Below are 22340 nucleotides of genomic sequence, written 5' to 3'. Positions count from 1 at the left end.
CGTTGCACTCGACAGTTCCTGCACACCGCTCATGTGCAGCTCTGAAAACCCTTGTCTACACTCTCCCATACCCATGGAGGTAACCCCTCGGCAGTACGCCGGCAAAGGAGTGCACAATGTCTCCCCGCTTGCAGTTTCACGGTCCCGCCCGGCAACGTGGCGCGATCGGTCTGGTAGCCGCGCTTACCCTCGGCCTGGCAATGATGTTCATGTTGCTGGTGCTCGACAGTGGCAGGCTCTACCTGGAGCAGCGCAAGCTGCAGCGAGTCGCCGATGTGGCGGCCCTTGAAGCCGTGACGCGCGACGGCGATTGCCTGGCCAATCTCACCGCGGCCAGGTACGCCACTGAAAGCGCCACCCGCAACGGCCTGACCGTCGCAGACGGCATTACCCTGACCACCACCTGCGGAGTCTTGCAGACCGGCGCCGACAAGCTGCGCAGCTTTACGCCGGATGCCAGTAAAAAAGCAGCCATCCGCGTGATCGCCACCCGAGTGGTCCCCACCAGCATCGCCGCCGGTGTCGGTGCACTGTTCAGTCCCGGCCCGGTCAGCCTCAATACCCGGCTCACCGCGACAGCAGTCGGTGCCCCGGCCGTGCTGCCGCCCCTGGCCATGTTGACGATCGGCAGCACAGCGCTGGTGGTCGACTCCAGCAAGTCGGCGGCCTTGAACCTGTTGTTGGGGAAAATGCTCGGCGGCAGCCTTAATCTGAGCGCGGTGGGCTGGCAAGGCCTGGTCGATACCAACATCAATCTGCTGAGCTACCTGAATCAACTGGCCCTGGACGTCAACGTCAGTGCCGGCAACTACACCGAATTGCTCAACAAGAAAATCAAGCTGACCCAGTTGCTGGACACCGCGATCACCGTGCTCCAGGCTGGCGGCACAACGGCTAGCGTGGCAGTCAGTGGCCTGACCGATCTCAAGGTGGTAGCCGGCAGCACCGAGCTTGCATTAGGGCAACTGCTGCAGTTGCAGACCGGCACGCCTTCGTCGGCGCTCAATACCAATCTGCAAGTGTTCCAGCTGGTGGAAGCCTTTGTGCAGCTGGCCAACAGCCAGAACGGCATCGTGGTCGACCTTCCACTGAATATTCCTGCATTGGTCAATGGCTCGGTGCGGGTCAAGGTGATCGAGCCGCCGCAGCTGTCGGCGGTGGGTAATCCGGCACTGGCCAAAGCCAACCCGATGGGGCCCGACCGTATTTTCGTGCGCACGGCGCAAGTGCGCACCGTGTTGTCGCTGAATCTACCGCCGTTGTTGACGGGAGTGGCCGGTCTGCCCGCTGCCATCTTGAATACGTCATTGATCTCAGGCGTGACCGACGCCCTGAACAACGTGTTGCACCTCAACCTCGGCGGAGCGCTCCAGTCAGTCTTCTGTGTTCTGGGCGGCACCTGCCAGCGTACGAACTTGCTCATCCTGCCCACCTCCAGAATTGATATCGCCCTGGAAGTCGGCAGTGCCAACAGCCGTGTGACCGACTACACATGCGCCAGTGATGCCACCAAAACGCTGACGACCCAGACCAATACGGCCCTGGTGAAACTGAAGGTCGGCAAAATCGACACGACCAACGCATTCTCGTCTTCGGCAGATGTAACGGTGCAGCCGTTGCCCTTGATCGACGTTGGCGCCATCACTTGCAAGATTCCCTTGCTGGGCTTGGGGCCAGAAACCTGCGATCTGTCGACACGCAAGCCGTTTTACGGCGGCGGCCTTGGGGTCAAGGTCGATTCGCCCGTCGCCAGCACCCAGAGCACGCACATTTACAACCAGCCTCCAGAGATCAAACAACCTCCGTTGTTTTACAGCCTGGGTACGCAGGGCATTGTCGACAGCTTGAAAACCACCCTGGCGGGTGTTCAGGTGCAGGCCTACAAACCTGTGGCTCCAAATGTACTGGGTGATTTACTGACCACTGTGAAGGGGGCGCTGGACGCAGTTAACAACACGCTGGGCGTGGTCATTGATGGCCTGCTCAGCAAAGTCCTCGACCCCATCCTCGACAACCTGCTCGCCGCCCTCGGCATCACCCTGAACAAAGTCGACGTCGGCGCCAACCTCAGTTGCAAACCCCCGGGTCGCGCCGGGCTGGTGATTTAAGACTGGGGCAATATCGGCAACTCGATGCAGAAGCGTGCGCCGTGTGCCGAATTGCTCACACTGAGCCGTCCGCCCATGTTCTCGACAATGCCGTAACTCACGGACAACCCAAGGCCAGTGCCGACACCCACTGGCTTGGTGGTGAAGAAGGGTTCGAAGATCCGCTCCATCAGCCGCGGATCGATACCGCCACCATTGTCCTCGACCCACAGGCGTACGTGTTGCGCATCGCGCTCGGCGTCCAGCGCGATCCACGGCTGGAACGGGTGATCATCCTCGCGCTTGGCCAGCAGGGCATCCCGGGCATTGACCATCAGGTTGATCAGCACCTGTTCCAGCTGATCGACATGACCGCGCACCTGCACCTCGAAGCCGGCCTCGCCTATTCGCAGCTCCAGCCCTTTGCCGCGCATGCCTTCGGCCAGCAACGCCAGGGTTCCTTCAATGGCATGTAACGGATTGAATGGTTGCTGCTCGATCTCGGAACGGCGACCGAACACGCGCATGTGGTCCACCACCCGCGCTGCGCGCTGGACCTGAGCGTCGATGCGCTTGAGCTTTTCGGTCAGGTAATCGACCTGCACATCGCCATTGCCCAGGCGCTTGAGCACATTGACGACGGCCATGCGCATCACATTCAGCGGCTGATTGATTTCATGGGCCAGGCCCGTGGCCATCTCGCCCAATGTGGCCATTTTTGCGCTCTGGGTGAGTTGCTGTTGGGCGCGCCGCACCTCGGTGTTGTCGCGGCCCACGGCCTGGATTTCAAGAAGGCGCCCCTGATCATCGAACACCCCGCGATCCGACCAGACCCACCATGCATGCTCGCGTCCCGGCAGTTGCAGATTGATTTCCGCGGTACTCACCGCAAACTCGGGGGTCAGTTGGCCCAGGCGCGATACAAACGCCTCGCGCTGTTCCGGCGACATCCAGCTGCCGAGGTTCACACCGGGTAACGCTTGCGGCTCGCATTCCAGATAGGCCGCCAGGGGACGATTGCCGAAGGTCAGCGTGAGGTCGGGCAGGTAACGGCAGATCATCGCCGGGGAGTCTTCCACCAGGAGGCGATAGCGTTCCTCGCTTTGTCGAACCTGCTCGGCAGCCTGGGTGGCTTCAGTGACATCCAGCCACAGGCCCACGGCCTCCACCGGCAGGCCGAGATCGTCGCGCAGCAGGCGGGCTTCATCGAGCAGCCAGTGGTAATCGCCAAGACTGTCGCGCATCCGGTAACGCGCCTGCACCGAACCCTGGCGCAGCAACTGTCGGGTGCGTTCAAAGTACTGGTCGCGGTCATCCGGGTGCACTCGCTCGACCAGCATCGCGGGGCTGCAGTCGGCGAGGGAGAAGCCCAGTAACGGCAGCAGGCTGTCACTGAAGAACGTCGGCAGCAGCGCGCCCTCGACGTAGCGCTGAACATAGATCACCGCCGGTGAACTGGCGATCAGGTTGTCCAGCCGCGCATGCGCCGTTGCCGCGTGCTGCTGCTGGTTTTTGATGTCGCTGATGTCGAGCATGAAACCGATGATTCGCCGCTGTGTCCCCGCGCCGATGGCCTGGCCTTGCAGGCGATACCAGGTCGGCGATTGCGCGGCATCGGCCTGCAGCACGCGGATGCACAGCAGCAGGGGTGCACTGTTGTCCTGCAGGTCGAGCAGGCGGGCATTGAGTTCTTCGCGATCGGCGGGGTGTACCCGTTCGAGCCAGTCGCGCACCGGTAAAAACCTCCGGTCCAGGCCCAGGTCGCTGGCAAGCGATGGGGCCAGTTGCAGCTCGTGGCGATCACCGAAAAGCTCCCACCAGCCGGTGCCCAGCAAGGTTTGCAGGGCTTCCAGGCGCTCCATGTGCAGATGGTGGCGCTGCTCGCGCAAACGCTCCAGCAGGGGCGCTGCCAGCGCGGCCATCAGCTGTAACCAGTCGCGATGGCTCAAGTCGGGCGCGCGCTGTTGCACGGGGTAAAAACCGCACAACAACCAGGCCGCGACACCCTGGGCGTCCTGGTACGGCACGACGAAGCCTTCGGCATGGCCGAAAATATCCTGCAGGCGCGGATGTTCGCCGCTGATCAACGGCTGGGGGGCGCCGCTGTTCAAGGTGTCGAGGCCAGTGCCCAGGCGTTGCCCCAGGTGCCATAACTGCGGCGCGTCGAAGGCCCTGGCATGCTGATGCACTTGCCAGCCCTGTGCCTGCTCGTCGAGCAGCGCCACGGCAATGCAAGGGATGTGCAAACGTTGGGCGAGAAGTTGCAGCTGGTCGGTCAGCACCTGGGGCAAGCGCGGCAGACTGCACAGGCGCAGTTGCTCGCTGATCTGGGTTGTGAGCAGCTGACACTGCTCGCGGCTGCGTGCCTGACGGCGTTCGAGCAACAGGTCACCGATGTCCAGCAGCTGCAATAACCAGCCTTCGGCTTGAGTATGCACCCAGCCGCGCAGGTGCACGGGCTGATCGCCCAGGCCTTGAAAGTCGAGGTCCAGGCTGTGCCCAAGCCAATCCCCAGGCGAACCTTCGATGGACAGGCAACTGTGGGGCATCAGGTAGTCGCGCAGTGGTACCGGCTGGGCGCTCACGGCCTGACGGGCGAGTGCGTGCCTGAGCGGTCCCGCCAGGTGCATCACTCGAGCCGCGGCATCCAGCTGGATGTGTAAACCGACTCCGGGCGCGCTCATGGCGTGCCCGGTGATGAGGGCTTTCGCCGGTTGCCGTTGCAGCAGACGCCCGAGCAACGTATCGCCGGAACTCAAAACTGCAGGCTCGATTGTGCGCTGAGCGTGGTCGGCAGGCTGGGTACCGGGCCGATCCCGGGCAGCACCAGCGAAGGCAGCACGCTGTTCAATTTGCTGCTGGGATAGTCGATGCGCACCGTCAGCACTCCGCCGGCGTACTCCGCCTTCGCGTCGCTGGCGACACTGAAATTCAAGGCCGGCGGGATCCACGACAGGCGTTGAGTCAGGACGCTGGTCGCCAGTGTCTCGACGGTCTGCTTGTAGTTGGCGGTGGTCGGGTCCACGGCCACGCTGCGCCGTACCGCTTCGGCGGTCGACTCGTTGAACGATTGCATCAGCAATAACGGCAGGCTGTAACTGAGCAGGCCATACAGCACCGCGAAAAAGATCACGAACACCAGCGCGAACTCAATCGCCACGGCACCTTTTTGTTTACGGGGAAGGGCGGTTTTCATGTGTGCGTCTACCCTGACAATCACGACGTAATATCAGCATAGAATCATTCAGCCAAAACGGACGGCTTTTACCTCATGCAGAGTTTTTTCCTGATCATCTGGCTGATGGTGTGCGCCGCGCAGGACGCTCGAGAGCGACACATTGCCAATGTCCTGACCCTCGGCGCTGGCGCGTTGGCACTGGTCTGGTTGCTGTGGACCGGCAGCACCTGGCTGGGCGCCGAGGCCATTCAGGGCGGCCTGGCGTTCCTGCTGGCGCTGGCCTTCACGCTGCCGGGCTACTGGATGGGTCGTATGGGCGCCGGTGATGTGAAATTAGTGACAGCTTTGGCGCTTGCGACGGACGGTATGCACGTTCTCGGCACGATCATCGGCGCAGGAGTGGTCAGCGTTTTGTGGTTGTTGATTTCGCCAAAACTCTGGCTATATATGAGTCAATCACTTAGGGAACAATTGCGCTATATGGGCCCGCAAATGTCAAAAAAACAACCATTTGCACCGTTCGTACTGGCGGGCGCCGTGCTGACCATGGCCTGGCTCCGCTAGTCGCTTGTCGTGTGTACAGAGTCGAAAATTACGTCTACTTTCAAGTCAGTCGTAGTTGTACAGCCCGTGGCTGTCAGTACAGGAATAGCCAGATTTTGGCGTTGGCATGGAGTAGCACGTGAACAAGCTCACCTCGGCAGTAAAAGTCCTTGTGGTTGATGATCAGCCGTTGATCGTGGAAGAACTTGGCGAGTTTCTCGAGAGCAGTGGTTATCAGTGCGTACCCTGTGGCTCCAGTCAGGAAGCGATCGAGCGTTTTTCCGATGACGCCGATGTCGGCCTGGTGCTGTGTGACCTGCACATGCCCGGCATGGATGGCATTCAGCTGGTTCAGGAGTTGCAACGCCTGTCCGGCAAGCATCGGGTGTTCGAGGCCATCATGTTGACGGGGCGCGCGGACAAGCAGGACGTGATCAAGGCATTACGCGCAGGCTTTGCCGACTACTATCAGAAACCCATCGACCTGGATGAATTGCTGGACGGTTTGCAACGCCAGGAAGTGGCGTTGCAGGAGCGGCAAAAGAGTCTGCAGCTGGGGCATTTGAATCAGAAGCTGCAGTACCTTTCCGAGTCCATCGATGATCTGTATCAGGACCTGGACAAGGTACGACGCGATCCGTCAGCCCGTGGCGGGGCAGAGGCCTCGGACGATGCTTTCATTGATCCGGACCGGCTGCAGATACCGTCGATTTTCAATCAGCTGTCCCCTCGGCAACTGGACGTGGCACGGCTGGTGGGCAAGGGGCAGACCAACTATCAGATTGCCTGTGAGTTGGGGATTACCGAAAACACCGTGAAGCTGTATGTGTCGCAGGTTTTGCGTCTGACCCACATGCACAATCGCACGCAATTGGCACTGGCGTTGTCGCCCAATAACTCAGGTTTGCGCCAAAGAGTCACAGCCCACTGAGTGGCAAAAATCCACCGTAGGAGCTGCCGAAGGCTGCGATCTTTTGATCTTTAAAAAGACAAAAGATCGTCCGAACGCGGCCCGAGCCTTCGGCAGCGCCTACGCGGATGTGCATAAGGTATCCGAAGGCCTCTCAATTCCCCTCCAGCGACCCGCCCGTATCCTGCTCATAAAACTCCGGTATCGGGTACTCAAAACTTTTCAGGAACCGCGTCATGGCCCGTTCCCGCTCGGCCGCCGTGGCCGTTTGCGGGATGTTGGACGCCACCTGGTTTCGGCTCTGCAAAACCAGCCAGCCTTCGGTTTCCTGCTGTTGTGGTGAAGAGGGGCCGGCGTCGAGGGCCAGGGCTGGCAGGCTCAGCAGGGGCAGGCAGCACAGGATGGTCAGTTTCATGGTGTTCTCCTCTACTTCAGCGCGTCAGTGACAACCGCCACCTGGCCGCTGGTGGACGGCCGTGGCGGGGCGGGTGCCTTGAGTGATTCGGCGCGGGCCTTGGCGTCGCCGAATTGTTCCGGGCTCAAGCCGGCACGGCTGACGAGTTCACCAGCCTGTTGCCAGTTGTCCTGATAGATCAACAATGCCACCAGGTTCACCGCCGCCAGTTGATCGCTCTGCTTGAGTTCGATGGCGGTCAGGAACTCGAAGCGTGCGTCGTCCAGGCGCAGCTGGTTCATGTAGACCACGCCCAGGTCATTGCGGATTCTTTCGTCAGTCGGTGCCAGCCGTGCGGCCCGTTGCAGATGCGCCTGGGCCTGGCCGTTGTCACCCCGACCTGCGGCGAGTTGGCCGAGACCGTGTTCGGCTTCGGCGGCGCGGCAGCTGCCCAGCAGGCTGCGGTACAAGGGTTCGGCATCGCTGCGTCCAAGCAGGCGATACACCCGGGCCTTGCGCAGGCGTACATCCGCCAGGTTGTCCGGCAGGCTCTGCAGGTTGGCGAGGCTGGCGTGCAGCTTGCCGTCCTTGGCCATGTCATCGGCCAGGTTCAGCGCCAGCTCCTGATCGGCGCTGGGTTTGGCGCAACTGGCGGAGGTCGTCAGGTTGGACCAGGGCGCTTGGCCGTTGGTGGCACATCCGCTCAGCATCAGCAGACTCATCACGGCTATCAGTGCTTTCATAAGTAACCTCTTCAAGAGCCCAAATCAGGACGAGAACGCTCGGCCAATCGCGGTAAACCCCGGCCCGGCCAACACGATCAACAGCGCTGGAAACAGAAACAGCATCATCACCACCGACATCTTCGCCGACATCTTGGAGATGTATTCCTGCAGGTTGGTCAGGCGCCGGTCGTCGAGCAGCTGCTTGAGCGCCAGCAGCGACTTCATCGCACCGCCGCCCTGCTGGATCAGTTGCTGCAGGATCACGCAGGTGTCGGTGAACTCGTCGATAGCCAGCACGTTGGCCGCCTTGTTCAGCTCCTGTCCCAGCTCCAGGCCGGAGTCGACCCGGGCCAGAATAAGACTCAGCTCCTGGGTGGTCTGCGGCAGCAGCCGCTGGGCTTCGACGCTCAAAACGCGCAGGGCCTGCTCAACGGCCATCCCCGACTCGAACAGAATGCGCAGCAAAGGAATGAGCGTGGAGATTTCCACCGCGATCTGTTTTTGCCGGCGCTTGGCCGCGTAGGCCAGCAGGCGCTTGGGCAGCAGGTAGCCAATGGCCAAGGCAAAGAATGGCGCGATCCAGTGGTTGCTGGCCTGTGGATAGAACAGCGTTTGCAGCCCGATCACCAGGCCCATCACCACGAACGGCGTGCCTATTTGCAGCGCGGCAAACATCGAGCGCTGGCGGGCGCGGCGCCATCCCACGCGGTTGAGCAGCACCTGGGTTTCGTTGTCGAGACTGACGCTGCGTTGTCCCACCTTGCTGTCGCCCACGGCGCGCAGCCAGGTGCCCAGGCGGTTGTCCCGCACCATCTGCCCCTGCAGGCGCTGGCTGACCTGGCGTTCGCGGCGGTGGCGCTCGAACAGGCTGGCGAACATCAACATCACAGCGCCCAGCAGCAGCAACGAGCTGACAAGCATTGCTATGGCCATCTCACACGCTCCGCAACATGCGCCACAGCGCCAGGCAACCGGTGACTTGCAGGCACACGGCGATGATCAGCATCTGCCGTCCACCTTCGTCGTTCCACATCCCCAGCATGTAGCCGGGATTGCTCATCATGAAATAGCTCACCAGGATCAACGGCAGCGAACCCAGGACCCAGGCGGTCATGCGGGTTTCACCCGTAAGTGCACGCAACTGGCGAGCCCCCTGGTCGCGCTCGCGAATCAGTTTGATCAGGTTCTCCAGCAGCTCGCTGGCGTTGCCGCCATAACGGTGATTGACCTTCAGGCCCAGGGCGAACATGCGCAGTTCGTCCTGCTCATACAGTTCGGCAAAGTCATTCACGGCGTCGGGCAGGTTTACGCCCAACTGCACGTTGCGTTGAACCCTGCCCATGGCGGTTTTCAATGGATCCTCGCTGGCGTCGATCGAGCCCATCACTGCGTCCGCCAGGGTACGACCGGACTTCAGACTGCGTACCGTGTGGTCCAGCATCTGGGGTAACTGCTCGACGATCCGGTGGATCCGCCGGCGATAGCGCCAGGACACATACACCCGTAGCGCCAACGGTGGCACCACCAGCAACAGCAGGAAACCGGCCCAGCTTGCGACGGCAGAACCCATCAGCATCGACACCACCCACAGCGCCAGCCAGATACCCAGGCGGTCGGTGGGGCGCCCCAGGCCTGCGCGCAGGAATGCCCGCTCCAGGCCCGTCCAGCGAGTTTTTTCCGGTAGCCGTTCCGGCTGCCCCTGGCCGAGGCGTTCCAGGACCCTTTCGCTGCCGGATTTGCGCACGCCCTGGTAGAACAGGCGCACGGAAAAGGTCAGCAGCAACAGGCACACCAGGCACAGCAACAGAGGACCGATCATGTGCGCCTCGCGGTCACTGAAGGTCGCCGAACGACTCGCGGCGCAGCTTGTCGCCGGCGGGGTTGACCGCCTCGCGCAGAAAGCCGAAACCGGTGCGTCGATCGAGCCGGAACAGGGTATTGGTGACATACACGTCGTCGCGGATACCCACCACTTCCACGACTTCGCTGACGCAGCGGCGTCCGTCGGGCATGCGCGTCAACTGGATCACCACATCCAGCGCGGCGCAGATCATCTGCCGCAAGGTACGCTCGGCGATGCTGCGGCCGGTCAGGCCCACCAGGGTCTCCAGGCGCAGCAACGCATCCTGCGCGTTGTTGGCGTGCACGGTGCTCATCGAGCCGTCGTGACCGGTGTTCATGGCGGTGAGTACGTCGACCACTTCGACGCCACGGATCTCGCCGAGGATGATCCGGTCGGGACGCATCCGCAGGGCGTTGCGGATCAGGTCGCTGGCCTTCACTTCGCCGTGGCCTTCGGCATTCGGCGGGCGGGTTTCCAGGCGCACCACGTGGGGGTGGCCCAGTTGCAGTTCGGCGACGTCTTCGATAGTCACCAGGCGTTCGTGAGGGTTGATCAACTGGCTGAGGATATTCAGCAAGGTGGTCTTGCCCGTGCCGGTGCCGCCGCTGATCAGGATATTACAGCGCTTGCCGACAGCCTCCTGGATGAAATCAAAGATCGCCTGGTCGATGGTTTGCATCGCCATCAAGTCCGAACTCTTGAGCATGTCCTTGCGAAATTTACGGATCGACAGGCACGGGCCATCGAGGGCGATTGGCGGGATGATCGCGTTGACCCGGCTGCCGTCGGGCAGGCGCGCATCGACCATTGGCGAGGACTCGTCGAGCCTTCGCCCGAGGGGCGCGAGGATGCGCTGCATCACGCGTTCGACATGGTGAGCATCGATGAAGCGCAAGTCGCTCTGATGCAGCACGCCATCGCGTTCGATAAATACCCGGTGCGGGCCGTTGACCAGGATCTCGGTCACCGCCGGGTCGCGCAGCAGCACTTCGAGGGGACCGAAGCCGGTGAGTTCGTCGACAATCTCTTCGGCCAGGCGCTCCATTTCATAGCGGGAGATTGCCAGGTGGAGGCGGGCGATGTACTCGGCGATCTTGTCGATGACAAACTGCGCCAGCACCTGCCGGGTACCCTCCAGCAGGTTTTTTCCGGACTCTTCGATGGCATCGATGATGTAGCGGTGCAACACCAGTTTGAGGCCTTCATGGTCGGTGTTGCCGACGGCGCCACGGGTTGGCGCGCCGAACAGCTTTTCACTGTTCATTGCGCACCCCTCAGGCGGTCGAACCATCCCGCCTTGCGCTTGATGATGCCTTCGGAGCGTTTCGCCAGGCGTTCGCCGAGGGTGCGCAGGCCCTGGGTCAGGGTTTCTCGCGGGGCCAGTTCGAACAGCGACACGCCCTGGTTCTTGGCGTTGAGTCGCACCTGCGGGCTGTTGGCGAGCGTCGCGATGACCTCCATGCCGAAGCTTTTACCCAGGGTCTCGGCGTCTGGGCTAACGTCGCGCAGGTAGCGGTCCACCAGCAGCCGGGAGTGGTCAAGCTTCATGCCTTTTTCGCGCCAGAAATTGAGGATCGCCAGGTTGCGCCGGCAATCGAGCACGTTCTGGTCGGTGTACCACAGCAACTTGTCGCAGTGGCTGACAAAGGTTCGCAGCGCCTCGCTGTCCTGCTGCCCGGTGAGGTTCACCACAATGTGCTGGAAGTGATGACGCAGCGCGCTGAGCAGCATGTACAGCTCGGCCGCACTGGTGTGTTCCAGCGGTTCATCGGTACTGGCATAGGCGAGGATCCGCAAGCCGCCCTCGCAGCGACTGAACGCGCTGTCGATCAACGTGGCGTCCAGGCGTCGCAAGTGCCGCAGGGCATCGCCGAAGTGAAACGAGCTCTCCAGGCCCAGCAAGGCCAGGCTGTCGCCCCGTGGTAATCCGAGGTCCAGCAACAGGGTTTGTTGCCCGCTCTTCTGCACCACTTGCGCGAGATGGGTGGACAGCAAGGCGCCATCGGCATTGCTCTGCACGCTGTACAGCACCGTCAGGCCGCCCAGGTGATTACTGGGCGTGACAGGCGGCAGGCGCTTGCTCAGGCGCCGCACCAGGCCTGCGACCTCACTGGAGCGCGAGCCGTACGCGACGAAATCCCGGGCCCCTGCGCGCATGGCGTTAAGCACCAATTGATTGTCCATGCCATCGCCCAGCGCGACGATTGCCAGCATCGGCTTGGCTTCAAGGGCCCCTTCGATCAGCGCGCTCTGGGCCACCACGTGGTCGCGGTCCAGGCCGATGAACACCAGGCTGGCGAACGTCACATCCACCAGTGCCAGCAGTTCGTCAAGGCTGCCGCCACCGACGCTGACCACCTGGCCCAAGGGTGCCAGGGCGCCCTGCAGCCACTCCAGGTCAGTGTCGTTGCGCGTAATCGCGAGAAAGGTCTGGCTCAGGCTCTGGCTCATTGCGATAACCCGCTGCGTTTATCGAAGTTGCCGTTTTCAAGGAAGTACATGCGGTAGAAATTCGGATCGTAGTTGCGCAACTTTTCCCCGGGCAGCGAGGGCAGTTGCGCGTTCGCCGCCAGTGGCTGCACCAGGTGCGGGGTGACAATCATCAGCAGCTCGCGCTCTTCGCGATTGATGTTCTGGTCGCGGAAAAACGCACCCAGGATCGGGATGTCGCCAAGCCCCGGAAACTTGTTCACTTGGGAGCTGTTGCGGGTGCTGATCAGGCCGCTGATGACAAAACTTTCGCCATCGGCCAAAGAAATGCTGGTGTCGGTGCGGCGTACCGTCAGCGCCGGGACCACGGTGCCAGCAATGTTGACGCCGTTGCTGTAGTCCAGTTCGCTGACTTCCGGCGCAACTTTCAGGGCGATGCGATTGCTGCCGATGATGGTCGGGGTCAGCGTCAGGCGGATGCCGAATTCCTTGTACTCGATCGAGACGTTGTCACTGCCGGAACTGGGCACCGGGATGGGGATTTCGCCGCCGGCCAGGAAACTCGCGCTTTGCCCGCTCAGCGCCACCAGGCTGGGACGTGCCAGGGTGTAGGCGAAACCGCTGCCTTCCAGGGCGTTGATCATCACCATGGTCTTGCCGCCAATCCAGGAAATATTGAACTGATCGTTATTCACCGGCAGTCGCGGCTGCACCACGCCGTCGATGGTCGGCAGGGTGCGGGGCGCGCCGAACAGGAAGTTGCCACGGGTACCGAAAACCGAGGTCGAGGCTTCCTTCAATTTGGATCGGCTGACTTCGACGAAGCGGATGTCGGTCTGCACCTGGGAGGGCAGCAGCGGTTCCTCGGAAGCCAGGGCGACGCCGGTCAGCGCGGCGGTGGCCTTGCCCTGGACGAACACCATGGTCTGGCGCGGTGTGGTCGAGCAGGCCGTCCAGACCATCAGGCTGGTCGCGCCGGGTGCCATCCCGGTGAGCAGGAAGCCGCTGGCGCCGGTGGTGCGCACGTCGGCGATCTTCGGGTCGCCGACGGCCAGGCGAGTGATCGCAACCGCAGATTGCAGCTCCTGCTGCAGGCCTTCGCCGACTTCCAGCACGCTGGGCAACGGGCTCAAGGCCGTGCAATTGCTGGAGGCGGCAAGGCTGGTGTCAGCTGCGGTCAACACCAGGCAAGCGAACAGCGGGCAAAGTATCGGCATGGAACGACTGGGCATAGAACTGCATCCTTGCTCGATCAGGGAGTTTGTTGGGTGATCTGGTTACCACGAATGACTTCCACCCCAGGCCGTGCGACGGCCGTGCGCACAGGGCTGCTGACGGGTGTTTTCGGCGCGCCGCCCAGGGCCAGTTGGGTGAATTGGATCAGGCCTCTGTTGGCAGCATCAAGATTGCCGGGCGTGTCGCTTTCGCCAGCCCAGTAACGGGCCAGGCGCTGCTCCTCGGCGCTGCGCACCGCCAGGCGTAAAGTGCCTGCCTGGGTCGCCAGCATCAGGCGGCTGAGCAATGGTTCCGGCACGGCCAGCAGTACGGTGCGAGCGGCGATGCGGCGCTGATCCTGCTTGATCTTTTCTTCAGCGTTCAGGGGCGGGGTGGCAGGCTTGCCGTCGTTGGTCAGGCCGAGCTGGTCGCCGACCCCGAGCACACGCATGGCCGGGATGACGATCTGTGCCGACTGTTGCGGGTTGCTCTCGTCCTGGCGCAAGTACAGCAGCACGTCGACATAGTCCCCCGGCGCCAACTGCCCTGCGGCACCAATCACTTCATCGACGGCGACCGCGAGTGCGCGCTCGTCACTGCGAATCATGCGTGCCACGGCACCACCGCTTTCAAAGCTGTCCTCACTCAGCCAGGTGCCGGCGGTGAGTGTGCGCCATGGTGTACGCCCGAGCGCCTGGTCGATGTTGCCCAGGCTGCCGGCCGGCGCGCTGCGCAGTTTTTCCACGGCGAGGTCGGCGGCGGTCAATGGCGTGAATGGGGCCACATCGCGTACCACTACGACCACCGACTGGCGGGTCTGGTCTTCGGCAGTGGCGACGGTTTTTTCGATGGCGGCAACCGCGGTTGGAGCCTCGACCGGTTCGGCAACAGGCGCACGACTGAGCATCAAACCCCAGTAGCCGGCGACCACTGCGCCCACTAGCAACATCCCTGCAAGACCCATGGTGACGCGACTGTTCATGACGGGCTCTCCTTTTCCTGCTGCAAGACTTGGCCCATATCCAGACGGGGTAATTCGTGCTTAAGCAGCTATGAACATTCAACGATTTCGCTATTTGACGGTAGCGCAGGTAAAGCGAAATGCCATTAACCACAATGAAAATAGCTGTCAAAAGTTGAAGAAGTGGCCGAAATAGCAGGTTTTTTTTGGGTGCATAAGAAAGTGCTAATACTTAGTAATTAAACCGTTCTTACAGTTGCTGGGGGCCGGTTTGTTGACAATGCTTTGGTGGCACGGAGCAATCATGTCTCGGTCCGTGATACCGGTGCCCAGGGGCCCAAGGAGTTGTCAGATGTTTCTTAAACTGTATGTGAAAATTCGCGTGTTTTTTGAAAGTACTGAAGGCGCTTCGGCGATCGAGTATGCGATTGTGGCGGCGATGGTAGCGGTTGTTGTTGTGGTGTTTATTACCCCCATTGGAGATCGGGTCAGCGAAATTTTCACCGAACTTAACAAAGGAATTGGAGGCAAGGCTGTCGTGCCAAGCAGTTAAGATAATCAGCCGTATTTCTGATCGTCGGCTAATGTGGTTAAACCTAGGATTGCCGTAGCGGAAACGCCACATGACATTATCTTCACCCCCACGCCAGCAGTTGCTCTTGGTCGACGACGAAGAAGACGCGCTGCTGGAGCTTGCCGAACTGCTGGAGGGCGAGGGCTTTTGTTGCTTCACGGCAACGTCGGTCAAACTCGCCCTGCATCACCTAACCCGCCATCCCGATATCGCTTTGGTGATCACCGATCTGCGAATGCCGGAGGAGAGCGGCATGTCGCTGATCAAGCGGTTGCGCGAGCACACTTCACGTCAGCATCTCCCCGTGATCGTCACGTCCGGGCATGCGGACATGGAGGACGTCAGCGACATGCTGCGCCTGCAAGTGCTCGACCTGTTTCGCAAGCCGATCTATCACGTGCGATTGCTGGAAACGCTGAACAACCTGTTCCCTCAGCCCCTGGCCCAAGTGACCTCCGGCTGAACAAACCCGGTCCTACCGATTCATGCCGCCAGCACCCGATCCCGTAGGAGCCTGCGGCAGCTCCTACCGGGGGATCGTTCGGCTTCTACGCCGGCGTGTCGATTTGATCCAGTACGCGGTTCGCTGTGATCTCCGCCAGCATGATCGTGTTCGAAATACCCAGCAGCGCATTGCGCGACTCGCCGTCCAGGTGATCCACCAGGTGATGGACCATCACATCAACCGAGGCCAGGGTCTCGACCAGATACGTCATCAGGGTTTCAGTCGAGGCGCCAGGGTCCACGCTGAACAGGCTACAGGGCGTGCGTGGGGCGCATTTGATGTCGGCGAGGGATGGGGAGTCGAGGGTGCCTTCGGATTCGGCGGGGGTGTTTGATTCGGGGGGATTGGGGCTGTGTTTGATCATTGTGAAACTCCATTCGAGGACAAGGAGTTCGCCACGACTGCGACCAAGCAGGTGGGTGGCAAACCGTACGCAGGTTGGTCGACCAGGGAATGGAACCCGGCAGGGCCGAAGCCCTCCCACGCACAGCTCGCCATGAAGCAAGCACTAAAAGTGCGCCATTCTAAACCCGGGCGACCAAACCCGTTCGCTGAATTTGCAGCGACACCCAAAGCGTACATTCCCCGCTTCCGAAACAACAACCGACACAACCTGTAGGAATTTTCCCCAGCCCACTCTGGGTATGCAGGACGTGCACTTATTTCCTCAGCGCCACCCCGGTCAACTGTAGGAGCGAGCTTGCTCGCGATGGTCGTGAACGATAACGCTGGCAGCCTGACATGCCCGCGGCGTTCCCGGGCTCATCGCGAGCGAGCTCGCTCCTACAGTGGGTTCGTATAGGCCACCGTCCTTCTGGCAATCGTTAACCGTCGCCATCACCAGCAAACCGGTCCATGACTCAAAGCTGGTAACTGAAACTGATGCTGTACCGCGGCTTGCGGTTGAAGGTATCCAGTGCTTGCTCGGACATCGGCTTGGCGGCTTCCAGGGCGATGTTGTAGTACTTGGCATCGCCAAACCGCAACCCGATGGCGCCCGAGGACAGATTATTGCCCTGCACCGGCAGCTTGTTAAACCAGGTCTTGGAGCGATCCAGGACGACGTAGGGCTGCAGGATTTTTACCCAGCTCCAGTCGCGGTTGAAGCTGTAGTTGACCTCGTACGCGATGCCCCAACCCTTGTCGCCCGACGCATGATCGTCGGGATAGCCGCGGCCGAAATTCTGCCCGCCGAATACCGCGCGTTCGCTGTCGGGCAGGGTGTCTTCACTCCAGTAGAGCGCGGCCGAAAGCACCCCCTGCCAGTTGTCGAAAAACCGGTCGCTCTGCACGCCGGATAAACGCAGACGGAAGAAGTCCAGGTCGAGGTCGGTGTTGTTGGTATCGGCCCCCATGCCATCGATGCCCTGATAAACCCCGCCACTGAGGATCCGCAATTGTTTGGCATCGGCCTTGCGCCAGTCACCTTCAAAAGCGAGGGCGCGCACGTCGCTGTTGATGTCGACGCTCAATGGAAAGCCGACCACCTTGTAGCGGGTCTTGTCATTGACCGCGTACACCCTTGAGCTGACGCTGAGTTGTTCGTTGGGTGACGCGATGATTGGGTGGCTCAAGCCGACGGAGTAACGGTCATTCTCCCGGTGAGGTTTGAGCTCCAGGCCATTATCGGTCAGCACGTTGGTGCCAGGGTCGGCGCGGTAGCGTGAGGCGGAGAGCGCCAGCTGCGTGCCCTCGGCATTCAGAAACTGGTTGTAGTCCAGGCGGTAGTACTGCTCGTGATCTTCCCCTGGTGGAAACAGGCCGCTGAGGCTCAGTTGCTCGCCCATGGAAGTCTGGGAGTTGCTGCTGAGGCCGAGCAGGGCCTGGGTGCCGTTGCGGCTGCTTTCTGTGGCGCTCAGGGTGCTGGTGAAGGGTTTGCGACTCGCCTGGGCGACCAGGTAGGCCGCACCGTCGGTGGTGCCCGGTGGCGGCACCTGCGCCTGCAGGGTCACCCCGGGAATTCGACTCATGAGCGTGGTGTAGCGCTCGAAGGTCTTGCGCGTCAGCGGGCGTTCGGCCTGCAGCTTGGCCACCAGCTTGTCGAGCAGGCCCTTGACCCGCCCGACGTCGCCCTGCAACTGGTAATCCTTGATATAGCCTTCCACCAACACCACCCGCGCCACGCCATTGTCGAACGTCTGTTGCGGCAGGAAGGCATAGGACAGCAGGTAACCGTCCTGCTGGTAGCGGCGGGTAATGCTGCGGGTTGCTTCGATCAGGTCGGCGAGGCTGGTTTCCTGGCCGATCAGGGGTTGGTAAAGCGTGGCCAGTTCGCTGAGGGGGTAGACGGTTCCGCCTTCGATCTGCACGGTTCTGAGCTTGATTCGGGTGTTCATCATCAGCGGCTGGGCCTGGGTGGCGCCGGGTTCCGGCACCGAGAGCGGCGCAGTGCTGGGGCGGTAAGCATCGGCGGGCAGGTTGGGTACCGGCAGGTTGCGCGTGGTTTCGTTGCTGTTGAGGAAGCTGGGAAGGGTGTCGGCGAGGGCGCAGGTACTGACGGTCAGAGCTAGCAAGGAAGCCAAAAGGCGCATAGGACACTCCATGTTCAAGTTACAACTTCGCCTGGATCATCATGTTCAAAAGAAAAAGCGGAAGACTCTTTCGAATCTTCCGCCTTCAACCAAGCGTAGGCGCTGTAGATAAGGCCGTCGAATCGGCCAGGTGCAAAAACTAACGGTTCTTGCCACTCAGCTTGCCGGTGAGGCCGCCCAGCAAGCCACCCAGCCCCCCGGTGGCGCCGCCCTCGCCAGGCGCTCCGTTCACCAGGCCGCCTACGGCACCGACGGTGCTGCCCACCGTGGTGACTGTGTTGCCGACCGCCGCCACGACCGGGTTTGGCGTGCTGGTGGCGATCGCTGTACCCAGATTACTGACCGCACCACCCACCTGATTGGTCAGGCCGTTGACGGGTGCCCCAAGGCCTGTCGCTGCGCCGACGTTCTGGGTCAGGCCCGTGACGGCGGTAGTGACTGGATTCAGGCCAGCGCCCACCGCGGTGCCAAGGTTCGCCAAGGGCGCGGTAGCTGCCGTATTGGCGACGCCGGAGCCGCCCAGTACGGTGTTAACCGACGCAACCAGATTGCCCGCTGCCCCGGCCGTTACACCGCCTGCACTGACCACGCCACTGGTGCTGCCAGCGTTAAGCCCGCTGCCGACATTGACCACCGCGCCGCCGACGGTCTGCAGCAGACCTGTGCCGCCCAAGGCGCCACCCAGACCTCCACCCAGGCCGCCACCCGCGCCTGAACCACTGCCATTGGACACCAGCCCGCCAGCTTTGCCGACCGCCGTGCCGGTGTTGCTCAGTGCGCCGCCGACGGTGTTGGTCAGGGCATTGCCCTTGCCGGCCAGGGTAACTTTGTCGCCAACGCCATTCACGGTGCTGCCGACTTTGTTCACGAGGCCCTTGAGTGGATCACCGAGCCCGGTGGCGTCGCCAATCTTGTCAGTGGTGGTCTCGACCATGGCAATCACCGGCACGAGTTTGCTGCCGACTTCCTTGGTCACTGTCCCCAAGGGGCCGGTAGTGGTGGCAGTGCTCAGGGTATCGCCGAGCATGGTGACTTTTTCGCCAACGCCGTCCAGCACGGGGGCGACTTTGGTGACGACCCCGCCCACCACAGGAATGCTGCTGGTGGCCGTGGCGAGTTTGCCGCTGACGTCTGAGACGCCATTGCCGACATCCTGCACCACGCCGCCCACCGATGCCGCCGTGACGCCCAGCCCATTGGGGTCGGTGTCCAGCTTGCCGATGCCGTTGGCGACGCCATTACCCAGGGTGCTGACGACATTGCCGGTGGTGTTGACTGCACTTTGCACCACACCGCCGACCACGGGCACGGTGCCCAGGCTGTCGCCGACCTGGCCGACGCCATCGCCTACGCCACTGACGGTTTTGCCGACGTCCTGGACCAGGGTGGTGGTCACCAGCGGAGTGACGCCCGGGTTGGTTGGATTGGTGGGGTCGGTCGGATCTGTGGGGTTGGTCGGGTTGGTCGGGTCAATGGTGCCGCCGCCAGTGCCACCGTTACCGCCTGTGCCTCCGGTGCCACCCGTGCCCGCAGTATTGTCGCCACCGGTGCCGCCAGTTCCACCCGTTCCGCCAGTGCCTGCGGTGCCGTCACCTGCGCCACCGGTGCCACCTGCGCCTGTTCCGCCCGAGTCTCCGGAACCGCCCGTTCCCGCGTCGGCAGTGCTGTCGGGGGATGAGCTGTCGGAGCTGCTGTGATGACCGCCGCCGCCACTGCTGCAGCCGGTCAGGCCGAGGGACAGGGCGAGCGCCATGGCGATTGCTGATTTGCACCAAACTTGGGTTTTCATGAGAGGTATTCCTTGCACCTGTTACAACGTTCGCTGTCTTCGATGGCTTGCTGGTTTCTGTTGCCAGCAATGCCTTCGTCCGTTGTAGACATAACAGTCGCAAGAGGGCGCCAATACCATTCTCCAGTTGGTATTAACGCCTTGTGTAAGGGGGGCTGACAGGTGAAAAGTTATCCGCAGAATCAACGGCTTAGTATGGCTTTGAATGATTCATAAACTTTGGATATATATACAATTTGAATCACTGTGCGAGAGCAAAGCTTGCCCCGGCCGGCGTTCCGACTATGGCGATCTCCAAGGCGCTCAAGCAATCGGCGCCCAATGCCCCACCATATGCTCCAGGTCACCCGCCCCCAGCAGTTGAAAGTCCCCGCTCGATCCTGCCGCACTGGCCATCAACGTCACCTCACTGGGCAATCGCACCGGCTTCAGGAATTGCACGGCAATGTCCACATTGGCCGTGGGCAAATGATCGGCGAGCGCCGCCAGGGTCCTGGCCTTGTTCCACAACCCATGGGCGATCGCAGTGGGGAAGCCGAACAGCTTGGCGCTCACGGCACTCAGGTGGATCGGGTTGTAGTCCCCGGAGACCTTGGCGTACTGCCGGCCAATGTCCGCCGGGGCTTGCCACTGCGCAACCTGGGTCATCGGCAACATCGGCGCGAGCACTTCCTCCGCCGCTTCGCCCTGCAGCTTGACGCCGCGACACAGCATCCGGCTTTCGGCCTCCCATAGCGCGCCGAGTTGATCGTCCAGGGTCGTTATCAGGTCGAAGGTTGCACCTTTGGCGTGGGGCTGCAGGTTCTGCACCCGCACGCTGACCCGCACCCGGCCCACGCCGCCCATCGGGCGCAGGACGCGAATGCGATTACTCAAATGGATGAGACCGAGCAACGGAAAAGGAAACTCCCTGGCCGTCAGCAGTTGCATCTGCAAGGCAAACGCGAGTACGTGGGGATAGGTGGGTGGAAGCAAGGCATTGTCGGCAAAGCCGCAGACTTTGCGGTAGGCCACAAGGCGCCCGGAATCGACATCGACCCCGGTACGCAGCCCGGAATCAGGCAGGGTAGTGCCCGTGATTTTGCGGCGAGTGGCGGCCTTGACGTACAGGTCGGCCAGGCTCGGCTCGCGATCGAGGGTGTGCCAGTCGGTCGTCATGTCTAGGCCCCCAAAACGCTTTGTCCGCAGACCCGCAAGGCCTGTCCGGTGAAGGCGCCCGTGCCGGGCTGGGCCAGCCAGGCGACCGCTTCGGCGACGTCTTGCGGCAAACCACCCTGGCCCAGGGAACTCATGCGGCGGCCGGCTTCGCGCAGGGCGAAGGGGATGTGTGCGGTCATCTGGGTTTCGATGAACCCGGGGGCCACGGCGTTGATGCTGATGCCGCGCTCCTTGAGCAACGGCGCCCAGGCTTCTGCCAGGCCGATCAGCCCGGCCTTGCTGGCGGCGTAATTGGTTTGCCCGCGGTTGCCGGCGATGCCGCTGATGGAGGCCAGCAGGATCACCCGGGCATTGTCGCGCAGGGTGCCCTGGTCCAGCAGGGCCTTGGTCAGCACTTGCGGTGCATTGAGGTTGACCGCCAGCACGGCATCCCAGAACTCCGGCGTCATGTTGGCCAGGGTTTTATCCCGGGTGATGCCGGCGTTGTGCACCACGATGTCGATGCCATCGGGCAGGTGGTCGATCAGTTGTGCGGCGGCGTCCTCGGCGCAAATGTCGAGGGTGACGCTGCGCCCGCCGAGGCGTGCGGCGAGGGCTTCGAGGTCGGACTTGGCCTGAGGCACGTCCAGCAGCACCACCTCAGCGCCGTCACGGGCCAGGGTTTCGGCGATGGAGGCGCCGATGCCCCGCGCCGCGCCGGTGACCAGCGCCTTGCGCCCGGCCAGCGGGCGGGTCCAGTCGGTCACCGGGGTGTCGCAGGCGGTCAGGCGGATGACCTGGCCGGAGACGAACGCGCTTTTTGGCGAGAGGAAAAACCGCAGCGGACCTTCCAGCTGATCCTCGGCACCTTCACCGACATAGATTAATTGCAGGGTGCCGCCGCTGCGCAGTTCCTTGGCCAGGGACCGGCTGAACCCCTCCAGGGCCCGCTGGGCGCTGGCGGCAAAGGGGTCGTTCAAGCCTTGTGGCGAGCGACCGAGGATCACCAGGTGCGCGCTGTGATCGAGGTTTTTCATCAGTGGCTGGAAAAACTCGCGCAAGTGTTTGAGTTGATCGGTGTGCACCAGGTCGCTGGCATCGAACACCACGGCCTTGAGTTTCGGACCGTGCCCCGGAATCCACGGGGTAGCCACTGAAGGCTCGGTGCCGTAACCGTAGATCGCGTCGGTGAGACGGTTGGCGAAAGCACTGACTTTCTCCGCCAGCGGGCCGCCGCCAATCAGCAGCGCGCCCTCGACCGGACGCAGCCTGCCAGCTTGCCAGCGCTCCAGGCGAACCGGCGACGGCAGGCCCATGGCACCGACCAGGCGATGGCCGATGGATGAATTGGCGAAGTCGATATAGCGGTCAGACATGGAACGCACTCCGGTAGCTGGGGTTCAAAGTGTGGACCATGAATGGCGATCAGTCGTTCGATCCACGAGATAAGGCCTACGCTTGACTCTGCAGGACCCAGCAAGCTGGCTCCTGCAGGGTGTGCCGTTTGAATTGGAATAT

Annotated in this window: 20 protein-coding genes; 5 read left to right on the top strand and 15 right to left on the bottom strand. The window is 62.1% G+C overall.

The window, feature by feature from the left end; translation table 11 throughout:
* Positions 1 to 116 precede the first annotated feature (116 nt).
* Positions 117 to 2108 carry a pilus assembly protein TadG-related protein gene (locus tag AAEZ09_RS20190; protein ID WP_350600542.1) on the top strand — a complete coding sequence of 664 codons (1992 nt, stop codon included), beginning with the start codon at positions 117 to 119 and terminating at the stop codon, positions 2106 to 2108.
* Here AAEZ09_RS20190 and AAEZ09_RS20185 read toward each other — a convergent pair.
* Positions 2105 to 4846: an ATP-binding protein gene (locus AAEZ09_RS20185; protein ID WP_350600541.1), complete on the bottom strand. Its 2742-nt coding sequence runs from the start codon at positions 4844 to 4846 to the stop codon at positions 2105 to 2107. The two genes, AAEZ09_RS20190 and AAEZ09_RS20185, sit on opposite strands and share 4 nt — an antisense overlap.
* Complete coding sequence (locus tag AAEZ09_RS20180; protein WP_045060314.1) at positions 4843 to 5283, bottom strand: TadE/TadG family type IV pilus assembly protein; 441 nt, start codon at positions 5281 to 5283, stop codon at positions 4843 to 4845. The genes AAEZ09_RS20185 and AAEZ09_RS20180 overlap by 4 nt, the downstream gene beginning before the upstream one ends.
* 75 nt (positions 5284 to 5358) lie before the next feature.
* Here AAEZ09_RS20180 and AAEZ09_RS20175 point away from each other — a divergent pair, with 75 nt between their 5' ends.
* Together AAEZ09_RS20175 and AAEZ09_RS20170 are read left to right on the top strand one after the other, a co-directional pair.
* Positions 5359 to 5829: a prepilin peptidase gene (locus AAEZ09_RS20175; RefSeq protein WP_350600539.1), complete on the top strand. Its 471-nt coding sequence runs from the start codon at positions 5359 to 5361 to the stop codon at positions 5827 to 5829.
* 118 nt (positions 5830 to 5947) lie between these two features.
* A complete protein-coding gene (locus tag AAEZ09_RS20170) occupies positions 5948 to 6739 on the top strand; it encodes a response regulator transcription factor (RefSeq protein WP_350600538.1) in 792 nt (263 codons plus the stop codon).
* 133 nt (positions 6740 to 6872) lie between these two features.
* Here AAEZ09_RS20170 and AAEZ09_RS20165 read toward each other — a convergent pair whose 3' ends face one another.
* From AAEZ09_RS20165 to cpaB, 8 genes are read right to left on the bottom strand one after another with little or no spacing between them, the layout of a single operon-like run.
* Positions 6873 to 7133: a DUF3613 domain-containing protein gene (locus AAEZ09_RS20165; protein ID WP_350600536.1), complete on the bottom strand. Its 261-nt coding sequence runs from the start codon at positions 7131 to 7133 to the stop codon at positions 6873 to 6875.
* A gap of 11 nt (positions 7134 to 7144) precedes the next feature.
* Positions 7145 to 7855: a tetratricopeptide repeat protein gene (locus AAEZ09_RS20160; protein WP_045060310.1), complete on the bottom strand. Its 711-nt coding sequence runs from the start codon at positions 7853 to 7855 to the stop codon at positions 7145 to 7147.
* A 24-nt stretch (positions 7856 to 7879) separates the two neighbouring features.
* Positions 7880 to 8770 (bottom strand): type II secretion system F family protein, encoded by an 891-nt coding sequence (locus tag AAEZ09_RS20155; RefSeq protein ID WP_045060309.1) that lies wholly within the window; start codon positions 8768 to 8770, stop codon positions 7880 to 7882.
* Between the two features lies 1 nt (position 8771).
* The gene (locus AAEZ09_RS20150; RefSeq protein ID WP_045060308.1) at positions 8772 to 9656 is read right to left on the bottom strand and encodes a type II secretion system F family protein; all 885 of its coding nucleotides are present in this window, start codon (positions 9654 to 9656) and stop codon (positions 8772 to 8774) included.
* Positions 9657 to 9669: 13 nt separating this feature from the next.
* Entirely contained in the window at positions 9670 to 10944 is a 1275-nt protein-coding gene (locus AAEZ09_RS20145; RefSeq protein WP_045060307.1) for a TadA family conjugal transfer-associated ATPase, read from the bottom strand.
* Complete coding sequence (locus AAEZ09_RS20140) at positions 10941 to 12131, bottom strand: CpaE/TadZ family protein (RefSeq protein WP_045060306.1); 1191 nt, start codon at positions 12129 to 12131, stop codon at positions 10941 to 10943. The genes AAEZ09_RS20145 and AAEZ09_RS20140 overlap by 4 nt, the downstream gene beginning before the upstream one ends.
* Positions 12128 to 13327 (bottom strand): type II and III secretion system protein family protein, encoded by a 1200-nt coding sequence (locus AAEZ09_RS20135; RefSeq protein WP_350600586.1) that lies wholly within the window; start codon positions 13325 to 13327, stop codon positions 12128 to 12130. Before AAEZ09_RS20135 ends, AAEZ09_RS20140 begins: the two co-directional genes overlap by 4 nt.
* A gap of 35 nt (positions 13328 to 13362) precedes the next feature.
* Complete coding sequence (cpaB, locus tag AAEZ09_RS20130) at positions 13363 to 14307, bottom strand: Flp pilus assembly protein CpaB (RefSeq protein ID WP_350600534.1); 945 nt, start codon at positions 14305 to 14307, stop codon at positions 13363 to 13365.
* A 331-nt stretch (positions 14308 to 14638) separates the two neighbouring features.
* Between cpaB and AAEZ09_RS20125 the strand changes: the two genes are divergently transcribed.
* Both AAEZ09_RS20125 and AAEZ09_RS20120 read left to right on the top strand, forming a co-directional pair.
* On the top strand, positions 14639 to 14839 hold the full coding sequence (locus tag AAEZ09_RS20125) for a Flp family type IVb pilin (RefSeq protein ID WP_045060303.1): 201 nt from the start codon (positions 14639 to 14641) through the stop codon (positions 14837 to 14839).
* Positions 14840 to 14909: 70 nt separating this feature from the next.
* On the top strand, positions 14910 to 15323 hold the full coding sequence (locus AAEZ09_RS20120; protein WP_045060302.1) for a response regulator: 414 nt from the start codon (positions 14910 to 14912) through the stop codon (positions 15321 to 15323).
* A gap of 85 nt (positions 15324 to 15408) precedes the next feature.
* Here the strand turns inward: AAEZ09_RS20120 and AAEZ09_RS20115 are convergent, their stop codons facing one another.
* The 5 genes from AAEZ09_RS20115 to AAEZ09_RS20095 form a co-directional block, all read right to left on the bottom strand.
* Complete coding sequence (locus AAEZ09_RS20115; protein ID WP_350600532.1) at positions 15409 to 15729, bottom strand: DUF6124 family protein; 321 nt, start codon at positions 15727 to 15729, stop codon at positions 15409 to 15411.
* Between the two features lie 496 nt (positions 15730 to 16225).
* Complete coding sequence (locus AAEZ09_RS20110; protein ID WP_350600531.1) at positions 16226 to 17896, bottom strand: ShlB/FhaC/HecB family hemolysin secretion/activation protein; 1671 nt, start codon at positions 17894 to 17896, stop codon at positions 16226 to 16228.
* Between the two features lie 139 nt (positions 17897 to 18035).
* Positions 18036 to 19685: a collagen-like triple helix repeat-containing protein gene (locus AAEZ09_RS20105; protein ID WP_045058170.1), complete on the bottom strand. Its 1650-nt coding sequence runs from the start codon at positions 19683 to 19685 to the stop codon at positions 18036 to 18038.
* Between the two features lie 303 nt (positions 19686 to 19988).
* Positions 19989 to 20843, bottom strand: coding sequence for a MaoC family dehydratase (locus AAEZ09_RS20100; protein WP_045058171.1), 855 nt, complete (start codon positions 20841 to 20843; stop codon positions 19989 to 19991).
* Between the two features lie 2 nt (positions 20844 to 20845).
* Positions 20846 to 22198 carry a 3-oxoacyl-ACP reductase gene (locus AAEZ09_RS20095; protein WP_205891957.1) on the bottom strand — a complete coding sequence of 451 codons (1353 nt, stop codon included), beginning with the start codon at positions 22196 to 22198 and terminating at the stop codon, positions 20846 to 20848.
* Positions 22199 to 22340: the final 142 nt, after the last annotated feature.

The sequence above is a fragment of the Pseudomonas sp. 65/3-MNA-CIBAN-0223 genome, from assembly GCF_040310425.1.
GTDB lineage: Bacteria > Pseudomonadota > Gammaproteobacteria > Pseudomonadales > Pseudomonadaceae > Aquipseudomonas > Aquipseudomonas gregormendelii.
This window is presented reverse-complemented; position numbering and strand designations above follow the sequence as displayed.

What these genes read in the sequence shown, in the direction of transcription:
- AAEZ09_RS20165 (WP_350600536.1), bottom strand. Translation starts at nt 7,133, where the DNA reads ATGAAACTGACCATCCTGTGCTGCCTGCCCCTGCTGAGCCTGCCAGCC.
- AAEZ09_RS20175 (WP_350600539.1), top strand. Translation starts at nt 5,359, where the DNA reads ATGCAGAGTTTTTTCCTGATCATCTGGCTGATGGTGTGCGCCGCGCAG.
- AAEZ09_RS20095 (WP_205891957.1), bottom strand. Translation starts at nt 22,198, where the DNA reads ATGTCTGACCGCTATATCGACTTCGCCAATTCATCCATCGGCCATCGC.
- AAEZ09_RS20115 (WP_350600532.1), bottom strand. Translation starts at nt 15,729, where the DNA reads ATGATCAAACACAGCCCCAATCCCCCCGAATCAAACACCCCCGCCGAA.
- AAEZ09_RS20120 (WP_045060302.1), top strand. Translation starts at nt 14,910, where the DNA reads ATGACATTATCTTCACCCCCACGCCAGCAGTTGCTCTTGGTCGACGAC.
- AAEZ09_RS20145 (WP_045060307.1), bottom strand. Translation starts at nt 10,944, where the DNA reads ATGAACAGTGAAAAGCTGTTCGGCGCGCCAACCCGTGGCGCCGTCGGC.
- AAEZ09_RS20160 (WP_045060310.1), bottom strand. Translation starts at nt 7,855, where the DNA reads ATGAAAGCACTGATAGCCGTGATGAGTCTGCTGATGCTGAGCGGATGT.
- AAEZ09_RS20110 (WP_350600531.1), bottom strand. Translation starts at nt 17,896, where the DNA reads ATGCGCCTTTTGGCTTCCTTGCTAGCTCTGACCGTCAGTACCTGCGCC.
- AAEZ09_RS20125 (WP_045060303.1), top strand. Translation starts at nt 14,639, where the DNA reads ATGTTTCTTAAACTGTATGTGAAAATTCGCGTGTTTTTTGAAAGTACT.
- AAEZ09_RS20135 (WP_350600586.1), bottom strand. Translation starts at nt 13,327, where the DNA reads ATGCCGATACTTTGCCCGCTGTTCGCTTGCCTGGTGTTGACCGCAGCT.
- AAEZ09_RS20105 (WP_045058170.1), bottom strand. Translation starts at nt 19,685, where the DNA reads ATGAAAACCCAAGTTTGGTGCAAATCAGCAATCGCCATGGCGCTCGCC.
- AAEZ09_RS20140 (WP_045060306.1), bottom strand. Translation starts at nt 12,131, where the DNA reads ATGAGCCAGAGCCTGAGCCAGACCTTTCTCGCGATTACGCGCAACGAC.
- cpaB (WP_350600534.1), bottom strand. Translation starts at nt 14,307, where the DNA reads ATGAACAGTCGCGTCACCATGGGTCTTGCAGGGATGTTGCTAGTGGGC.
- AAEZ09_RS20155 (WP_045060309.1), bottom strand. Translation starts at nt 8,770, where the DNA reads ATGGCCATAGCAATGCTTGTCAGCTCGTTGCTGCTGCTGGGCGCTGTG.
- AAEZ09_RS20190 (WP_350600542.1), top strand. Translation starts at nt 117, where the DNA reads ATGTCTCCCCGCTTGCAGTTTCACGGTCCCGCCCGGCAACGTGGCGCG.
- AAEZ09_RS20100 (WP_045058171.1), bottom strand. Translation starts at nt 20,843, where the DNA reads ATGACGACCGACTGGCACACCCTCGATCGCGAGCCGAGCCTGGCCGAC.
- AAEZ09_RS20180 (WP_045060314.1), bottom strand. Translation starts at nt 5,283, where the DNA reads ATGAAAACCGCCCTTCCCCGTAAACAAAAAGGTGCCGTGGCGATTGAG.
- AAEZ09_RS20150 (WP_045060308.1), bottom strand. Translation starts at nt 9,656, where the DNA reads ATGATCGGTCCTCTGTTGCTGTGCCTGGTGTGCCTGTTGCTGCTGACC.